Raw genomic sequence first — 16,759 nt, 5'->3', positions numbered from 1 at the left:
AAGGCCGACCGCACCTATACCGGCCGAACCGGCGACGCCCCGCGCCGCCGATGCGCCGCGACGGTTTACTCCGCCGCGTTGCCGACCGGCGCGCCGCGACGGCGGCGGCGGCGCTTGCGCGGAGCGCGGCCCTCGCCGCCCTCCTCGTCGCCGCCGTCCTCGCCCGAGCGCGCCTGCGCTTCGGCCTGCGCCAGCAACTCGTTCGGATGCTGCTGCGCCTCGCGCCAGAACTCGACGTCGCCGACGTGCTCGTCCGACGCGGCGGTGCGCAGGGTGAGGAAATCGAACGCGGCGCGGAAGCGCGGATGCGAGAGCAGGCGGAACACGCGCTTGCGCTGGCGCTGCTGGAAACGCGATTGCAGCAGCCAGATTTCCTGCATCGGCAGCGAGAACCGGCGCGGCAGCGCGATGGTCGCGAGCTGGTGCAGGGTGACCCGGTCGGCGGCGCGGCGTTGCGCCTCGGCGGTGTGCACGCCCTGCGCCTGCAGGCCCATGAGGTCGCGGCAATACGCCGGCCACAGCAGCAGCGCGAACAGGAACGCCGGCGACACCGGCTCGTCCGCGGCCACGCGCGCGTCGGTGCCCTTGAGCCCTTCCAGCACCATGCGCCGCAGCGCGCCGCTGCGGTTGGACTTCAGCGCCGCGGCGCTTTCCGGCAGCAGCGCCGGCAACAGGCCGTAGCGCTCCAGGCCGAGGAAGCTTTCCACGGCATGGCCGGACAGGAACAGCTTGAGGCATTCCTCGAACAAGCGCGCCGGCGCGGCTTCGGCCAGCAGCGGCGCCAGATGCGGAATCGGCTCGGCGGTGCCGCGCTCGATCTCGAACCCGAGCTTGGCCGCCAGACGCACCGCGCGCAGCATGCGCACCGGGTCTTCGCGATAACGCGTTTCCGGATCGCCGATCAGGCGCATCAAGCGGTTCTGCACGTCCTCGAAGCCGCCGACGTAATCGCGCACCGAGAAATCCTCGACCGCGTAATACAGCGCGTTGGCGGTGAAGTCGCGGCGCACCGCGTCGTCTTCGATGGTGCCGTAGACGTTGTCGCGCAGCAGCCGGCCGCCGTCGTCGGTCTCGCGGTCGCCGCTGCCGTCGTCGCTGTTGGCGCGGAACGTCGCCACCTCGATGATCTCGCGGCCGTAGACCACGTGGGCCAGACGGAAACGCCGGCCGATCAAACGGCAATTGCGGAACAGCCCCTTGACCTGCTCGGGCGTGGCGTCGGTGGCCACGTCGAAGTCCTTGGGATGGCCGCCGACCAGGATGTCGCGCACCGCGCCGCCGACCAGATAGGCGCCGAAGCCGCTGTCGCGCAGGCGGTACAGCACGCGCAACGCGTTGGGGCTGATGTCCTTGCGCGAGACGTTGTGCTGATCGCGCGGGATCACCCGCAGCGATGTCGGAATAGAGGATGAAGAGTTGTCGGCTTGCATCGAACGCGGACGCGCCGCCTTATCTGGAAAGAAAATTCGTGGGTCGGGCCGTTGCCGGAGGCCACAGCGGCGCATATACTAGCAGGCCGCACAGGATTGAGAGACTGGGCGGTCCGCCAGGAAGCCTCCGGTCGCCGGAGCCCCCGGCCGGAAGCACCAACGCTCCCTTCGTCTAGAGGCCTAGGACGTGGCCCTCTCAAGGCTAAAACACGGGTTCGAATCCCGTAGGGAGCGCCATCCAAGCGACCTCGTCGCAGAAAAAGCCCGCCTCGCGCGGGCTTTTTCGTTTAGCGACGCAGGCCGCATCCGGCGGGCTTGCGAACGCGCCCGCCGCCCCCCCACCGGCGCCAGGTCGCGGCCGCGGGCGGACCGGCGGCGCAAAACCGCGCCATCGAACAGTTCCGTCCGCGACGTTACCCAGCTCCCAGCTTGCGCAAGACGCCGCGCGCGGCCTTGGGCCGGCGCGGCGCGAGTGGCTACACTATCGCCCGCCCGGCCTGCCCCGATCCTCGCGCTCCGGAAACACTCACAGGACCCAGCCATGCCCTTCGTCGTCACCGAGAACTGCATCAAGTGCAAGTACACCGACTGTGTGGAGGTGTGCCCGGTGGACTGTTTCCACGAAGGCCCGAACTTCCTGGTGATCGATCCGGACGAGTGCATCGACTGCACCCTGTGCGAGCCGGAGTGCCCGATCAACGCGATCTACCCCGAGGACGACGTGCCCGCCGGGCAGGAAGCCTTCGTCGCGCTCAACGCCGAACTCGCCAAGGCCTGGCCGGTGATCACCACGCGCAAGGACAGCCTCGCCGACGCCAAGGAGTGGGAAGGCAAGACCGGCAAGATCGACCTGCTCGAGCGCTGAGTCCGCCGGCGCCCGTCGCGGCGCCGCGAAAAAGTTCCGCAACCTGCTGAATCGCCCGGGTTTTCGGCGCGGATGCGTTCATCCGCGCGCGCCTAGACTGGCCGCGGTCCTCTATCGCCGCGCCGCCATGTCCAAGCTCCTGCCGTTCGGCCTGCTGCTCGCGTTGTGTCTGACTCCCGCCGCGACCGGCGCCCAGCACCGCGGTTTCGATCTGTCCCAGCTGGATCTCTCGCAACTCGACCTGTCGCGGCTCGACCCGGCCGCGATCATGGCCAGCGCCAACGACACCTTGATGCGCGCGCCCGACGATCGCATCGACGGCCTGTTCCAGGCCTTGCGCAGCGCCTCGCGCGACCGTAGCGATGCGGCCACCTTGTGCGCCCTGTTCGACCCGCAGGCCGACCGCAGCGCGCAGGCGCTGATGGCGGCGGCGCAGCGGCTCAGTCCCGACAGCCACCAGCGCTTCGGCAACGCGCTGATCGAGATCGCCGCCAGCGGCCTGCAGAGCCCGCGCCAGCCTTACGACGCCGCCGGCGCCAAGCAATCGCTGAAGTCGGCCGCGGCCAAGGCGATGATCCTGCACGACGGCTTCGGCGCCGGGCTCAACGCCGACGGCATCGACGAGACGTCCAAGCAAGCGCGCTGCCAGTCCTTCGCCTGGCTGCTCGATGCGCTGGGCGAACAGCCGTTGGCGCAGCGCGCGGGCGCGATGCGGCTGATGTTGAACGAAGGCATGAGCCGGTTGGCGGTGCGCTGAGTCGTAGCGGCGCGCGACCCAGCGCCTCGCGTTGCAGCCGTACCGCGCCGCGCGCTGCGCGAAAAGGCCTTAAAACCGGCGATTTCCGACTCGGCCCGCTACCCACCCCGCAAACGAAAACGGGCGCCTCGGGCGCCCGTTTCCGCATTCGGCCGAAGCCGGACGATCAACGTCCGCCCAGCGCCGCCTTCAGATCGGCGATCAGCTTGGTCGGGCCCGCGCCCGACGCCGGCAGGCCGCGCGGATCGACCGCGGACACGTAGGCGCCCGCCTCGACCGCGCTGACGCGGATCAGGAAGTTGGCGTTCTGGTAGTTCACGTCGTACGCGCCGAGCAGCTGGGCGCGGCTGGCGATGGTCAGGCCCTCGGTCTTGCCGAGCGCTTCGCCGACCTTGTTGAAGGCGTCGTCGCGGTTGCCGCTGACGGTGAAGCCCAGCGCCGAGGACGCCGGCGCGCCCGGCTGGGCCTGGGTCGGACGGTTGGCCGAGGCCGTGGCCGAGCCGCCCGGGATCGCCATGGCGCCGTCGGTGCGCGGCTGGTCGAGGTCCGGCGGCACTTCCAGCGGACGGTTTTCCGGCGCTTCGGCATAGAGCTTGTTGCCCTTGCGGAACCAGCTGCAGCCCGAAGTGGCGACGACCGCCAGGAGCAGACCGGCGACGACCGCACGGGACAGGGAAACGTTGGAACGCATGGGCATCTCCTGCAAGGGTTCAGGCCGCGAGATCGGCGCGGCTCAGGTGTTCGAGTTCGGCGGCGAGGGCCGCGGTTTGGCGCGCCGCGTCGGCGTGCGCGGCCGACAGCGACTGCAACGGCAGGCGCAGGCCGTGGCCCAGGCCTTGCGCGGCCAGCAGCGCCTTGACCGGGATCGGGTTCGGCTCGACGCCGAGGAAGTCGTAGGCCGGGCGCAGGCGCGCGTCCCAGGCCTCGGCCTCGGCGCGCTTGCCGGCGCGGGACAGGTCGGCGAGACGGCGGAACGCCGCCGGCATCGCGTTGGAACCGACCGAGACGATGCCGTCGGCGCCGGCGAGCATGGCCCGGCAGGCGGTCGGATCGTCGCCGCTGAGCACGGCGAAGGCGTCGGACTTCAGCGCCAGCAGCTCGCTCATGCGCTGCGGATCGGACACCGCTTCCTTGATGCCGACGATGCGCTCGTGCGCGGCCAGTTCGGCCACGGTGGCCGGCAGCAGGTCGCAGCCGGTGCGGCCGGGCACGTTGTAGAGCACGATCGGCAGCGCGCCGTCGTCGGCGATGGCGCGGTAATGCGCGAGCAGGCCGGCCTGGGTCGGGCGCACGTACGGCGGCGCGACCACCAGCGCCGCGTCGGCGCCGAGCGCGGCCACGCGCCGGTTCAGTTCGATGGTCTTGGCGGTGTTGGACAGGCCGGTGCCGGCCAGCACCGGGATGCGCCCGGCGACGAATTCCACCGCCGCGCGCAGCAGCGCGTCGTATTCCGCGTCGTACAGCGCCGCCGCCTCGCCGGTGGACCCCGCGACCACGACCGCCAGGGTGCCGCCCTCCAACTGTTTCGCCAACAGCGAGCGCCAGGCGTCCAGGTCGAGTTCGGCGGACGCGGTGAACGGCGTCGCCAGCGCGGTGATGCTGCCGGTAAGTCGCAAGGTGGAACCTATCAGAGGTGGCGGCCGCGGACGGACGCTGGGGGCGGACGGGACGGCCCGGGGACCGCGAGCGGACCCGGCGCGGCGGGGCCGGCGCGGGCGCGGTCGGGGCGGTCCCGAAGCCGAACTGCGAAACGTATTGCGCAAAGCCGGGCCTGCGGGCGCGAAACCGTGCCGCCGGACGGCCATACACCGGGCGATGTTACTTGCGGCGCGAAAGCGCGGGCAAGTATGCTGACCCGCAGTCGCTGCCCGCGTCCGGGCCGCCGTTCATTCTCCGAGCCGACATCGCTCCCCTTGCAGGCGCCGCCTTGACCGATTCCGCTTCCCGGCCGTCGCCGAACGAAAACCACCTCCTGATCAACGCCTATACGACGCATCCGGAGTCGCCGCTGTTGTCGGTGACGCGCCGGATCGCCGATTCGGGCTGCAATCTCGTCGACGCGCGCCTGTCCACGGTCGGCCGCGACGTGTCGGTGACCGCGCTGGCCCAGGGGTCCTGGGATTCGGTGGCCAAGCTGGAAGCCATGATGGCCCGGCTCGAGCGCGAGGAAGGCCTCAAGCTAGTGTGGTACCGCACCGGCGCCAAGCAGGTGCAGTCCAGCCTGCTGCCCTACATCGTCGAAGTGGTCGCCGCGGACAAGCCCGGCATCCTGTTCCAGCTGGCCGACTTCTTCGACCGCCAAGGCATCACCATCGAAAGCCTGCACTGCTCGCGCTACCGCGCGATGCAGACCGGGGCGGACATGTTCTCGGCCCAGATCACGATCGGCGTGCCTTCCAGCATGCACATCGCCGCGCTGCGCGACGATTTCCTCGAGTTCTGCGACCACTTGAACCTGGACGCCATCATGGATCCGATGAAGTTCTGACGGTACGCTCCCCATCATGCTCGACACCGGCGATCGCGCTTACGGCGGCAAAGCCCCCCACTACGACCTGGCCCTGTCCAGCGGCGAAACGGTCAAGCTCAAGGACTACGCCGGCGGCTGGCTGGTGCTGTACTTCTACCCGAAGGACAGCACGCCCGGCTGCACCACCGAAGGGCTCGACTTCAACGCCCACCTGGCCAAGTTCAAGAAGCTCGGCGCCACGGTGCTGGGCGTGTCGCGCGATTCGGTCAAGTCGCACCAGAACTTCTGCGCCAAGCAGGGTTTCCAGTTCGACCTGATCAGCGACAAGGACGAAACCTTGTGCAACGCCTTCGGCGTGATCAAGGAAAAGTCGCTGTACGGCCGCAAGTACCTGGGCATCGAGCGCAGCACCTTCCTGATCGATCCCAAGGGCGTCATCGTGCAGTCATGGCGTCCGGTGAAAGTCGCCGGGCATGCGCAAGCCGTACTCGACGCTCTCAAGGAACACGCCGCCCAGTGAGGCCGCCCCTTTTCCCGACGCGCCGCCGTCCCGCCCCGCGGGCCACGGCGGCGCCGCCGTGCGCGCACGCCTGCGCGCCGGTGCGCAGCCACCCGATTCCTTTTCCCCCGGCGTGCCGCCACGCCACTCTCCCGCGGAGTTGTCGATGACACGAAGCAAGCGCATCTACGTGCTGGATACCAACGTGCTGATGCACGATCCCACCGCGCTGTTCAAATTCGAGGAGCACGACGTCTACCTGCCGATGCAGGTCATCGAAGAGCTCGACAACGGCAAGAAAGGCACCTCCGAAGCCAGCCGCAACGCGCGTCAGGTCAGCCGTTTCCTCAACGAGCTGATCGAGGCCGAGGGCACCGACAAGATTTCCAGCGGGATCTCGCTGGTGCGTCCGCAAGGGCTGCAACTGCGCGGCGCGCAGAGCATCGGCAAGCTGCGCTTCCAGACCGATTCCTTCGACGCCGGCAAGCGCTTCGGCACCGTCATCCCGGACAACCAGATCCTCGGCGCGGTGCTCGCGCTCAAGGAAAGCGACCCGGGCGCGCCGGTGGTGCTGGTGTCCAAGGACATCAACCTGCGGATCAAGGCGTCGATCGCCGGGATCGTATCGGAAGACTACGAAAACGATCGCGCGCTCGACGACTTCAGCCTGCTCTACACCGGCGCCACCGCGCTGCCCGAGGATTTCTGGCAGCGCCACGGCAAGGATCTGAAGTCGTGGACCGAAAAGGGCCGCACCTTCTACGAGATCGGCCGCACCGAGAACGACGACTGGTATCCGAACCAGTTCCTGTACCTGCCGGGCGACGACGAGTCCGAGCTCAAGGTCACCAAGGTCGGCGAAGAGCGCGTGACCTTGCAGATCGTCGACGACTTCCGCCATCACCAGCACGCGGTGTGGGGCATCAGCGCGCGCAACCGCGAGCAGAACTTCGCGCTCAACGCGCTGATGGATCCGGAGATCGATTTCGTCACCCTGCTCGGCACCGCCGGCACCGGCAAGACCTTGCTGGCGCTGGCCGCGGGTCTGGCGCAGACGATGGATCAGCAGCGCTACCGCGAGATCATCATGACCCGCGCCACGGTCAGCGTCGGCGAGGACATCGGCTTCCTGCCCGGCACCGAGGAAGAAAAGATGACCCCGTGGATGGGCGCGCTGACCGACAACCTGGAAGTGCTGACCCACAACCAGGACGGCGGCGCCTGGGGCCGCGCGGCGACCAACGACCTGCTCGCTTCGCGGATCAAGATCCGCTCGATGAACTTCATGCGCGGCCGCACCTTCCTCAGCCGCTGGCTGATTCTGGACGAGGCGCAGAACCTCACCCCGAAGCAGATGAAGACCCTGATCACCCGCGCCGGCCCCGGCACCAAGATCGTCTGCCTGGGCAACGTCGAGCAGATCGATACGCCGTACCTGACCGAAACCACCTCGGGCCTGACCTACGCGGTCGACCGCTTCAAGGGCTGGGCGCACAGCGCGCACGTCACCTTGCGCCGCGGCGAGCGTTCGCGTCTGGCCGATTACGCTTCGGAAGTGCTGTAAACGATGCAGGCGACGACAAGGACGTCACCGACGGCACTGCGATTCGCGCTGGCGGCATTCGCCGTGTTGCTGCTGGCGCGGATCGGGTTCGAGTACTGGGCCGACGATTTGCAGGCCTCGCCGCTGGACGCGCCGCTCGCGGTCGCCGACGGCGGCGCGATCGACCAGCGCATCCGCCTGCGCGCGCGCGACCACTATCAGATGCAATTGGTTTTCCGCAAACCAGCGGGCGACGGGCAACGTTTGCGCGAACTGCTCGAAGCGCCGGTGCTGCGCGACGGCCAGCCGGTGTCCGAAGGCGTGGCGGTGCCGCTGCGCTGGTCGCTGAGCGAGATCGACAGCGGCCGCGTCGTCGCCCAGGGCGAACCCGTCGCCGACGGCTTGAGCGGCTGGGGCAGCGACGATTTCTTCCGCACCGTAACCAGTTTCTCCGCGCGACCGGGCTGGTACCGGCTGCAAGCGCAGGTAACGCGGCCGGTGCCGGAACTGGCGGGCGTGCCGACGCGCCTGCACATCGGCCTGCACCCGAAGGCCACCGGCAGCGCGCAGACCGAATGGGCGTGGTTCGGACGCCTGATCTGCGTGTTCCTGGACCCGCTGATGGCGCTGGCGGCGTTGGCGCTGGCCGGGTGGACGATCCGCGACCTGATCGTCCGCCGGCGCGCGACCGCGTCCGCCGCCGCGGCCTGAGCATCGCGCCCAAGCCCGCACTGCCGCGCCGGGCGCTTTTCGCTACGCTTGCGCCATGAGCGCATCCTCCATCGTTTCCGCCCTGACCATCGCCGGCTCCGACTCCGGCGGCGGCGCCGGCATCCAGGCCGACCTCAAGACCTTCGCCGCGTACCGCGTGCACGGCCTCAGCGCGCTGGCCGCGCTGACCGCGCAGCACACCCGCGGCGTCAGCGCGGTGCACGTGCCCGACATCGGTTTTCTGCGCGCGCAGATCGACGCCTGCTTCGACGACTTCGACGTGCGCGCGGTCAAGCTCGGCATGCTCGCCACGGCCGAGGTGATCCACGCCGTGGCCGATGCGCTGGAGCATTACCGGCCCCAGTGGTTGGTGCTCGATCCGGTGATGGTCGCCACCTCCGGCGCGCGCCTGCTCGAACCCTCGGCGCTGGACGCGCTGCGCACGCGGCTGCTGCCGCTGGCGAGCGTGGTCACCCCCAACCTGCCCGAAGCCGAATTGCTGATCGACGCGCCGATCGCCGACCGCGACGCGATGCGCGACGCGCTCGACGGCCTGTTCGCGCTCGGCGCGCGCGCGGTGCTGCTCAAGGGCGGCCACCTGCCCGGCGACGGCGAGGTGGTCGATCTGTTCGCCGCGCCCGGCGCCGCACCGCGCGAGATCGCGCATCCGCGCCTGCGCGTGGACGCGCACGGCACCGGCTGCACGCTGGCGTCGGCGGTCGCGGCGAATCTGTGTCTGGGCCGTTCGTTGGAAGACGCCAGCGTCGCCGCGGCCGACTACGTGCACGTCGCGCTGCGCCAGGGTTACCGGCCGGGCCGCGGCGAGGTGTTGGTGCTCGATCATTTCGGCGCCGCGCCGCATGGCTGAGCCGACGCGCATCGAACAACGCTCGCTGGCCTCCGGCGACGGCTATCGCTGGTCGTTGGCCTGCACGATTCCGCCCGCTCCCAGCGCCAGCCTGTTGTGGCTGCCGGCGCTGGGCGTGGCCGCGCGCCATTACCAAGCCTTCGCCGACGCGCTGGCCGCGCGCGGCATCGCCGTGTTCGTGCACGAATGGCGCGGCAACGGCAGCAGCAACCTGCGCGCCAGCCGCGACAACGATTGGGGCTATCGCGAACTGCTGCTCGACGATCTGCCGGTCAGCGACGCCGAAGTCGCCGCGCTGCTGCCGGGCGTGCCGCGCATCGTCGGCGGCCACAGCCTCGGCGGGCAGATGGCCTGCATGCGCCTCGGGCTGGCCGCGTTGAGCGGCGATCCGAACATTCCGACTTCGCTGTGGCTGGTCGCCAGCGGCGCGCCGTATTGGCCGACGTGGCCGATGCCGACGCGTCTGGCGATGCCGCTGATCTATCGCTTCCTGCCGTGGCTGGCGCGGGTCAACGGCACCCTGCCCGGCCGCCGCATCGGTTTCGGCGGCACCGAAGCGCGCAGCCTGATCCGCGACTGGGGCCGCACCGCGTTGAGCGGCGTGTACGCGGCGCGCGGCGTCGAGGCGGACATCGAGGCCGGCATGGCGCAGGTGCGCGTGGACGCGCGCGCGGTGCGCATGGTCGAGGATTGGCTGGTGCCGCGCGCCTCGCAGGATTTTTTGCTCGGCAAGTTGCCGCTGGCGCAGGTCGAAGCGGTGGAGCTGGGTGCGCGGGAGTTGGGCGTTGCGGCCGATCATTTCGCGTGGATGAAGCGGCCTGATGCTGTGGTCGCCGCGTTGTTGCGCTAGCTCCCTGTAGGAGCGGCGTGAGCCGCGACCAACCGAAGCGACGCACCAATGCGCTGTCGCCGAAGCCGAAAACAATCGGTCGTAGCCTCCGACGCGCGTACAGTTGCCGGTCTTCGGCGACAGGCGTGGTATTTCGTCGCTTCGGTTGGTCGCCGCTCACGCCGCTCCTACAGGAACACTGCCCGCATTTACGCCGCCGGCGCGATCTTTTACGCCGAATTTACGCAACGACGCCGATCACGAAATAGCGGCTTTACGCCCGCCCTTCCGAGAATGAACACGTGGCCGAACCGGCCTCGTACGCTCCTTCCCGGATACTTCCATGTCGTCGTCGCATCACCTGTTCCGCCGCCGCGAAGCCGCCGCGCCCTTGCTGCTGGCCGCTTGCGCCGGCCTCGGCCTGCTCGCGCTGGGCGCGAACGCGCAGGCCGAAGAAACGCGCTCGTCAGAGCCGCCCGCTTTCACTCTCAGCGGCTCGGCCGCGCTGACCAGCGACTACGTCTGGCGCGGCAGCTCGCAGAGCCAGGGCGACCCGGCCGCGCAAGTCGGCTTCAAGGCCGCGCACCGCAGCGGCTTCTATGCCTCGGTGTGGGGCTCGGGCGTCGAATTCGCGCCTGAAACCCACGCCAGCAGCGAACTCGACTTCACCGTCGGCTGGGCCGGCAAGATCGCGCCGGACTGGGCGCTCGACGTCAACGTCCTGCACTACCGCTATCCGTCCACCACGGTCGATCTGAACTGGACCGAGCTCAACGGCACGGTGACCTATCGCGACAACTACTGGCTGTCGCTGGCGTATTCCAACGAAGCGCTCGGCAGCAAGGACCGCGGCGTCTATTCGCAGCTCGGCGCGCGCTTCCCGGTCAACGATGCGTTGCGCTTCGAGGCCGCGGTCGGCCACTACTTCCTCGACGACGTCTACGACCGCAGCTACACCCACGGCCAGCTCAGCGCGATCTGGGCGTTCAAGGCGCCGTTCGAGCTGCGCCTGACCGCGCACGGCACCGACCGCAACGCCGAGCGGATCTTCGGCGATTCCCTGGCCGGCTCGCGCGTGGAAGCCGCGATCCAGGCGTCCTTCTGACAGGAGACACGACCATGCCCGGCTGGCTCTCGATGCTGTGCGCGATTTCGGTCCTGGTGGCCGCCGCGTACCTGCTCTACGTCGTGCTGCGCCCCGAGGATTTTTGACGGCGCGCCCGCGGCGCGAGGAACGCGCCGCGGTTCCACTCCTTAGCGCGACCGCCGCTTGAGCGGTCGCGCGCTGGGCCGTCGCCGCGCCGGATGCGCGGCGCCGCCCTCATCACCGTCCGGTGTTCGTCATGATCGAAATCTTCCTCGTATTCGCGCTCGCCATCGGCCTGGGTTGGCCGCTGGGCTTGTATCTGGCGCGGGTCATGCGCGGCGACCGCTCGCGCCTGGACCCGCTGTTCCTGCCGCTGGAGCGCGCGATCTACCGCGCGCTCGGCACCGACCCGTCGCGCGGCATGAGCTGGCGCGGCTACGCGCTGGCGTTCTTGCTCAGCAACGCCGTGCTGGCCGTGCTGGTGTGGGCCTTGTTCATGACCCAGGCCTGGCTGCCGTTCAATCCCGACGCCGCGCCCAACATGCGCTGGGACACCGCGCTGCACACCATGGTGTCCTTCCTCACCAACACCAACCAGCAGCACTACTCCGGTCAGGCGCAGCTGAGCTATCTGTCGCAGATGGTCGGCATCGTCGGCCTGCAGGTGGTGACGCCGATGATGGGCTTGGCGATCGTCGCGGCGACCCTGCGCGGCTTGTTCGGCGGCCGTCAGGCGATGGCGAATTCCGCCGCGCCGGCGCGCGAAGGCGAGACCCGCGACCTCGGCAATTACTGGGCCGACGTGACCCGCGCCACGCTGCGCTTCATGATTCCGCTGTGCTTGCTGTGGGCGCTGTTGCTGACGTGGCAGGGCGTGCCGTCGACGTTGCAGGGCGGCGCGACTGTTTCGCCGCTCGATCAAAGCGTCGAGCTGAAAGCACAGAAGATTCCTGTAGGGCCTGTCGCGGCCATGGTCGCCGCGAAGCAACTCGGCACCAACGGCGGCGGCTGGTACGGCCCCAACAGCACGGTCGCGCTGGAAAATCCGACGCCGTTCTCCAACCTGATCGAAACCCTCGCGCTGATCCTGATTCCGGTCGCGGTGACCTTCATGATCGGCCCGTTCACCGGCCGGCGTAAGCTCACCGCGCTGGTGTTCGGCAGCATGTTGCTGATGTCCACGGTCTCCACCGGCTTGTCGGTGTGGTCGGAAGCGCATTCGGCCACCACCACCGACATCGCGCTGATGGAAGGCAAGGAAACCCGCTTCGGCGCCAGCGATTCGGCGCTGTGGTCGGCGCTGACCACGCAAAGCAGCAACGGCTCGGTCAACGCCATGCACGACTCGCTGGCGCCGCTGACCGGCGGCATGGCGATGGTCAACATGCTGATCAACGCGATCTGGGGCGGCATCGGCTGCGGCCTGCAGCAGTTCCTGGTGTATCTGCTGCTGTCGGTGTTCCTTGCCGGCTTGATGACCGGCCGCACGCCGGAACTGTTCGGCCGCAAGATCGAAGCGCCCGAAGTGCGCCTGCTGGCGTTGCTGATCCTGCTGCAACCGCTGGTGGTGTTGGGCTTCAGCGCGATCACCCTGGCGATTCCCTCGATCACCGGCAACTCCAATCCCGGCTTCCACGGCATCGGCCAGGTGTTCTACGAGTACACCTCGGCATTCGCCAACAACGGTTCGGGTTTCGAGGGCTTGGGCGACGCCACGTACTGGTGGAACCTCAGCTGCGCCGCGGTGCTGGCGCTGGGCCGCTACCCCGCGCTGATCGTGCCGCTCGCCGTCGCCGGCCTGCTTTCGCGCAAACGCGTGGCGCCGGAAAGCGGCGGCACCCTGCATGCGGAAACGCCGACGTTCGCCCTGACCTTGATCGCGGTGATCGTGATCCTGACCGTCCTGCAATTCATGCCCGCGTTGGTGCTCGGCCCGATCGCCGACCATCTGACGCTCGCGGCCAAGGCTCTGTGAGGTAAAGCCTTATGAACAACAACACACACTTGGGCGCCCAGCGCCGCAGCGGCGCCGTCGCCGGCCTCGACGCCGCCGGTTTCCGCGCGGCGATCCGCGAATCCTTCGTCAAACTCGCTCCGCACCACGCCGTGCGCAGCCCGATCATGGCCGTGGTCTTGCTCGGCACCGTGCTGTCGGCGCTGATCACGCTGTTCGTCCCGGGCAACACCGCGTTCGGCGCCGCGGTCACGGTGATCTTGTTCGTGACCGTGCTGTTCGCCAACTTCGCCGAAGCCGTCGCCGAAGCGCGCGGCCGCGGTCAGGCGGCGTCCCTGCGCGCCGCCCGCCGCGATCTGGTGGCGCGAAAGCTCGACACCGTCGGCCGCAACGAAACCCGCGTCGCCGCTTCGACGCTCAAGCCCGGCGACCGCGTCATCGTCTCGGCCGGCGAGTTGATTCCGGCCGACGGCGAAATCGTCAAGGGTCTGGCCACGATCAACGAATCGGCGGTCACCGGCGAATCCGCGCCGGTGCTGCGCGAGGCCGGCACCGACCGCTCCGGCGTGATCGGCGGCACCAAGGTGCTGTCGGACGAGATCGTGGTGGAAGTCAGCGCCGAACCCGGCCAGAGCTTCCTCGACCGCATGATCGCGCTGGTGGAAGGCGCCAACCGGCAGAAGACGCCGAACGAAATCGCCCTGACCATGCTGCTGGCGGCGATGACGCTGACCTTCCTGATCGTGGTCGCCACGCTGCCGTTCTTCGCCCAGTTCGTCGGCGCCAAGCTCGACCCGCTGCTGCTGATCGCGCTGTTGGTCTGCCTGATCCCGACCACCATCGGCGGCCTGCTCCCGGCGATCGGCATCGCCGGCATGAACCGCGCGCTCTCGGCCAACGTGTTGGCGAAGTCGGGCAAGGCGGTGGAAGTGGCCGGCGACGTCGACGTGCTGCTGCTCGACAAGACCGGCACCATCACCCACGGCGACCGTCAGGCCACCGCGTTCCATCCGCTCGCCGGCGTCGACCGCTCGCAACTGCGCGACGCCGCCCTGCTCGCCTCGCTCGCCGATCCCACCCCGGAAGGCAAGTCCATCGTGCGTCTGGCGCGCGAGCAGCACAGCGCGGTGCCGGAGCCCGAGCGCGCCGATTATCTGCAGTTCACCGCGCAGACGCGCATGTCCGGCGTCGATCTGCCCGAGGAGTATCCGGGCGGCGCGCGTTCGATCCGCAAGGGCGCCGGCGACGCCATCGGCAACTACGTGCGCTCGCTCGGCGGCGACGTCGCCGCGGAACTGGCCGCGCGCATCGAACAAGTCGCGCGCGGCGGCGCCACCCCGCTGGTGGTGGCCGAAGGGCGTTACGTGCTCGGCGTGGTCGAGCTGTCGGACGTGGTCAAGCACGGCGTCAAGGAACGCTTCGCGCGGTTGCGGGCGATGGGCGTGCGCACGGTGATGATCACCGGCGACAACCCGCTCACCGCCGCCGCCATCGCCGCCGAAGCGGGCGTGGACGATTACATCGCCGAAGCCCGGCCCGAGGACAAGCTCGCCCGCATCCGCGCCGAGCAAGCCGGCGGCCGTCTGGTCGCGATGGTCGGCGACGGCACCAACGACGCCCCGGCGCTGGCGCAGGCCGACGTCGGTCTGGCGATGAACTCCGGCACGCAGGCGGCCAAGGAAGCCGGCAACATGGTCGATCTGGATTCGGATCCGGCCAAGCTGCTGGCGGTGGTCGAAGTCGGCAAGCAGCAGCTCATCACCCGCGGCGCGCTGACCACGTTCTCGCTGGCCAACGACGTGTCTAAGTACTTCGCGATCCTGCCGGCGCTGTTCGCCGCAGCGATTCCGCAGATGGCCGCGCTCAACATCATGCACCTGTCGAGCCCGACCAACGCGGTGCTGGCCGCGCTGATCTTCAACGCGATCATCATCCCCGCGCTGATCCCGCTGGCCCTGGCCGGCGTGCGCTTCAAGCCCGCCACCGCGGTCGCGCTGCTGCGCCGGAACATGCTGGTCTACGGCCTCGGCGGCGTGCTGCTGCCGTTCGCCGCGATCAAGCTGATCGACCTGGCGCTGTCGGCGATTTTCTGACTCACCTGAGCCCCTCTCCCGTCCGCGGGAGAGGGGTCGAGGCGAGGGCTCCACCCTCGCATACCAAGGAACACCGCAATGAACACCCAACCCACCTGCGCCCCCAGCATCGACGACCGCCTTTCCCTGCGCGCCCCGCTGCTGTACGCCGCCATCTCGCTGCTCGGCTTCGGCCTGGCCTATTCGCTCGCCGGCACCGCCCTCGGCCGCGTCGCGTTTCCCGCGCAAGCCACCGGCTCTATCGTCGAACAAGGCGGCCGCGCCGTCGGTTCGGAACTGGTCGCGCAACCCTTCGCCGACAAGCGTTACTTCCAACCGCGCCCTTCGGCCGCCAAGTACGACCCGATGTCCGCATCCGGTAGCAATCAGGCGCGCAGCAACCCCGACCTGCGCAAACGCCTCGCCGAGGAAACCGCAGCGATCGCCAAGCGCGAAGGCATCGCCGAGAGCGCCGTCCCGGCGGAGCTGGCGACCCAATCCGGCGGCGGCCTGGACCCGCACATCTCCCCGCGTTCCGCCCAGGTGCAAGCCGCGCGCGTGGCCCAGGCGCGCGGGTTCGACGCGGCACAAGTCGAAGCGCTGATCGCGCAAAACACCGAAGCCCCGCAATTCGGCGCGCTCGGCGAGCCGAGGGTGAACGTGCTCAAGCTCAATCTGGCGCTGGATGCGGCCGCGGCGCAGAAGCGCTGATGCGGCAATGCGGTAATTCGCCCGCCATCCTCGGCACTCCTCCCACCGTCATTCCGGCGAAAGCCGGAATCCATTAGCGGTTGCCTTTGCCGTTGCTGTTCGCTTTGACGCATCCCCGCCCGAAGCACACGCTCCGCAGCCCCGAAGGGCGTGCGCATGGATGCGCACGCGCGCCATGGGTCAGGATGACCCTTATGGCGCGGCCCCGCGTCGCTGTGAGCCCTAGTGGCTCTTGATTCGAAAACAAGGAAAGCGCCTTTCTTTGGTTACTTTCTTTGGCAAGACAAAGAAAGTGACCCGGCCGCTTGCGGATGGAACGCTTTGGATTGTCGCTTGTCGTCACTCGTTGCTTCGGAAAGAGCAAAGCCGACGGCAAAGTCAAAATGGGTTCCGGCTTTCGCCGGAATGACGGTGGGTAGGGTGTCCGCCATCGCCACCTGCGAGAAACGCAGCTCACACTCCGTCATTCCGGCGAAAGCCGGAATCCATTTTGATGTTGCTTCCCCTTCCTCACCGCAAGAACGCGCGACGACAAGCGAAGATCAAACGCTAAGAGCTTTCGTCCGCAAGCGGCCGAGTTACTTTCTTTTGTCAGCGCGACAAAAGAAAGTAACCAAAGAAAAACGCTGGTTTTAGAGTCAAGAGCCACTAGGTCCAGCACCCGGCGCGGGGCTGCGCCGTAAGGGGCATCCATGCCCCTACGGCGCACGCGCGCATCCATGCGCGCGCCCTCCGGGGCTTTGGAGCGTGGGCCTCGGGTGGGGATGCGTCCAAGCGAAAGGCAACAGCAACAGCAACGGCAACGGCAACGGCAAAATGGACTCCGGCTTTCGCCGGAATGACGGTAAGTGGGATTCGGCGTAGTTGCGTTTTCGCGGCCGCAGCTCGCACCGCTCCTAACAGGGACTCCAGCCGGTTTCGTTTCCGACTGTAGGAGCGGCGCAAGCCGCGACCGCGCCAATA

The 16,759-nt window shown here is 68.7% G+C and carries 17 protein-coding genes and 1 tRNA gene; 15 read left to right on the top strand and 3 right to left on the bottom strand.

Going from position 1 to position 16,759, the window contains the following annotated elements:
• Positions 1 to 65 precede the first annotated feature (65 nt).
• Positions 66 to 1,430: a polynucleotide adenylyltransferase PcnB gene (gene pcnB, locus J5226_RS14130; protein ID WP_215835115.1), complete on the bottom strand. Its 1,365-nt coding sequence runs from the start codon at positions 1,428 to 1,430 to the stop codon at positions 66 to 68.
• Positions 1,431 to 1,591: 161 nt separating this feature from the next.
• On the opposite strand from pcnB, the gene J5226_RS14125 reads away from it, so the two are divergent.
• The 3 genes from J5226_RS14125 (at position 1,592) to J5226_RS14115 (ending at position 3,052) form a co-directional block, all read left to right on the top strand.
• A tRNA-Glu gene (locus J5226_RS14125) sits at positions 1,592 to 1,667 on the top strand.
• A 304-nt stretch (positions 1,668 to 1,971) separates the two neighbouring features.
• Positions 1,972 to 2,295 (top strand): ferredoxin FdxA, encoded by a 324-nt coding sequence (fdxA, locus tag J5226_RS14120; protein ID WP_215835114.1) that lies wholly within the window; start codon positions 1,972 to 1,974, stop codon positions 2,293 to 2,295.
• Positions 2,296 to 2,422: 127 nt separating this feature from the next.
• A complete protein-coding gene (locus J5226_RS14115; protein ID WP_215835113.1) occupies positions 2,423 to 3,052 on the top strand; it encodes a hypothetical protein in 630 nt (209 codons plus the stop codon).
• A gap of 166 nt (positions 3,053 to 3,218) precedes the next feature.
• On the opposite strand, the gene J5226_RS14110 is transcribed toward J5226_RS14115, so the two are convergent.
• Together J5226_RS14110 and dapA are read right to left on the bottom strand one after the other, a co-directional pair.
• Entirely contained in the window at positions 3,219 to 3,743 is a 525-nt protein-coding gene (locus J5226_RS14110; RefSeq protein WP_215835112.1) for a hypothetical protein, read from the bottom strand.
• A 19-nt stretch (positions 3,744 to 3,762) separates the two neighbouring features.
• The gene (gene dapA / locus J5226_RS14105) at positions 3,763 to 4,668 is read right to left on the bottom strand and encodes a 4-hydroxy-tetrahydrodipicolinate synthase (protein ID WP_215835111.1); all 906 of its coding nucleotides are present in this window, start codon (positions 4,666 to 4,668) and stop codon (positions 3,763 to 3,765) included.
• Between the two features lie 311 nt (positions 4,669 to 4,979).
• On the opposite strand from dapA, the gene J5226_RS14100 reads away from it, so the two are divergent.
• The 12 genes from J5226_RS14100 to J5226_RS14045 all read left to right on the top strand — a co-directional run bounded on the left by J5226_RS14100 (position 4,980) and on the right by J5226_RS14045 (position 16,432).
• Positions 4,980 to 5,540 carry a glycine cleavage system protein R gene (locus tag J5226_RS14100; protein ID WP_215835110.1) on the top strand — a complete coding sequence of 187 codons (561 nt, stop codon included), beginning with the start codon at positions 4,980 to 4,982 and terminating at the stop codon, positions 5,538 to 5,540.
• 16 nt (positions 5,541 to 5,556) lie between these two features.
• The gene (locus J5226_RS14095; RefSeq protein ID WP_215835109.1) at positions 5,557 to 6,042 is read left to right on the top strand and encodes a peroxiredoxin; all 486 of its coding nucleotides are present in this window, start codon (positions 5,557 to 5,559) and stop codon (positions 6,040 to 6,042) included.
• 145 nt (positions 6,043 to 6,187) lie between these two features.
• Positions 6,188 to 7,585 carry a PhoH family protein gene (locus J5226_RS14090; protein WP_215835108.1) on the top strand — a complete coding sequence of 466 codons (1,398 nt, stop codon included), beginning with the start codon at positions 6,188 to 6,190 and terminating at the stop codon, positions 7,583 to 7,585.
• A gap of 63 nt (positions 7,586 to 7,648) precedes the next feature.
• Complete coding sequence (locus tag J5226_RS14085) at positions 7,649 to 8,275, top strand: DUF5625 family protein (RefSeq protein WP_215835107.1); 627 nt, start codon at positions 7,649 to 7,651, stop codon at positions 8,273 to 8,275.
• Positions 8,276 to 8,330: 55 nt separating this feature from the next.
• Entirely contained in the window at positions 8,331 to 9,143 is an 813-nt protein-coding gene (gene thiD, locus J5226_RS14080; protein WP_215835106.1) for a bifunctional hydroxymethylpyrimidine kinase/phosphomethylpyrimidine kinase, read from the top strand.
• Positions 9,136 to 9,993, top strand: coding sequence for an alpha/beta fold hydrolase (locus J5226_RS14075; RefSeq protein WP_215835105.1), 858 nt, complete (start codon positions 9,136 to 9,138; stop codon positions 9,991 to 9,993). Before thiD ends, J5226_RS14075 begins: the two co-directional genes overlap by 8 nt.
• Positions 9,994 to 10,315: 322 nt before the next feature.
• Complete coding sequence (locus J5226_RS14070; RefSeq protein ID WP_215835104.1) at positions 10,316 to 11,077, top strand: TorF family putative porin; 762 nt, start codon at positions 10,316 to 10,318, stop codon at positions 11,075 to 11,077.
• Between the two features lie 14 nt (positions 11,078 to 11,091).
• Positions 11,092 to 11,184: a potassium-transporting ATPase subunit F gene (locus tag J5226_RS14065; protein ID WP_057948112.1), complete on the top strand. Its 93-nt coding sequence runs from the start codon at positions 11,092 to 11,094 to the stop codon at positions 11,182 to 11,184.
• Between the two features lie 131 nt (positions 11,185 to 11,315).
• Positions 11,316 to 13,034, top strand: coding sequence for a potassium-transporting ATPase subunit KdpA (kdpA, locus tag J5226_RS14060; protein WP_215835103.1), 1,719 nt, complete (start codon positions 11,316 to 11,318; stop codon positions 13,032 to 13,034).
• Between the two features lie 11 nt (positions 13,035 to 13,045).
• Positions 13,046 to 15,106: a potassium-transporting ATPase subunit KdpB gene (kdpB, locus tag J5226_RS14055; protein ID WP_215835102.1), complete on the top strand. Its 2,061-nt coding sequence runs from the start codon at positions 13,046 to 13,048 to the stop codon at positions 15,104 to 15,106.
• A gap of 78 nt (positions 15,107 to 15,184) precedes the next feature.
• Entirely contained in the window at positions 15,185 to 15,796 is a 612-nt protein-coding gene (gene kdpC / locus J5226_RS14050) for a potassium-transporting ATPase subunit KdpC (RefSeq protein WP_215835101.1), read from the top strand.
• Between the two features lie 333 nt (positions 15,797 to 16,129).
• Complete coding sequence (locus J5226_RS14045) at positions 16,130 to 16,432, top strand: hypothetical protein (RefSeq protein WP_215835100.1); 303 nt, start codon at positions 16,130 to 16,132, stop codon at positions 16,430 to 16,432.
• Positions 16,433 to 16,759 lie beyond the last annotated feature (327 nt).

This window comes from Lysobacter sp. K5869, assembly GCF_018847975.1.
GTDB lineage: Bacteria > Pseudomonadota > Gammaproteobacteria > Xanthomonadales > Xanthomonadaceae > Lysobacter.
Note: the sequence above shows the minus strand (reverse complement) of the source record. Positions and strands in the feature narration are given on the sequence as shown.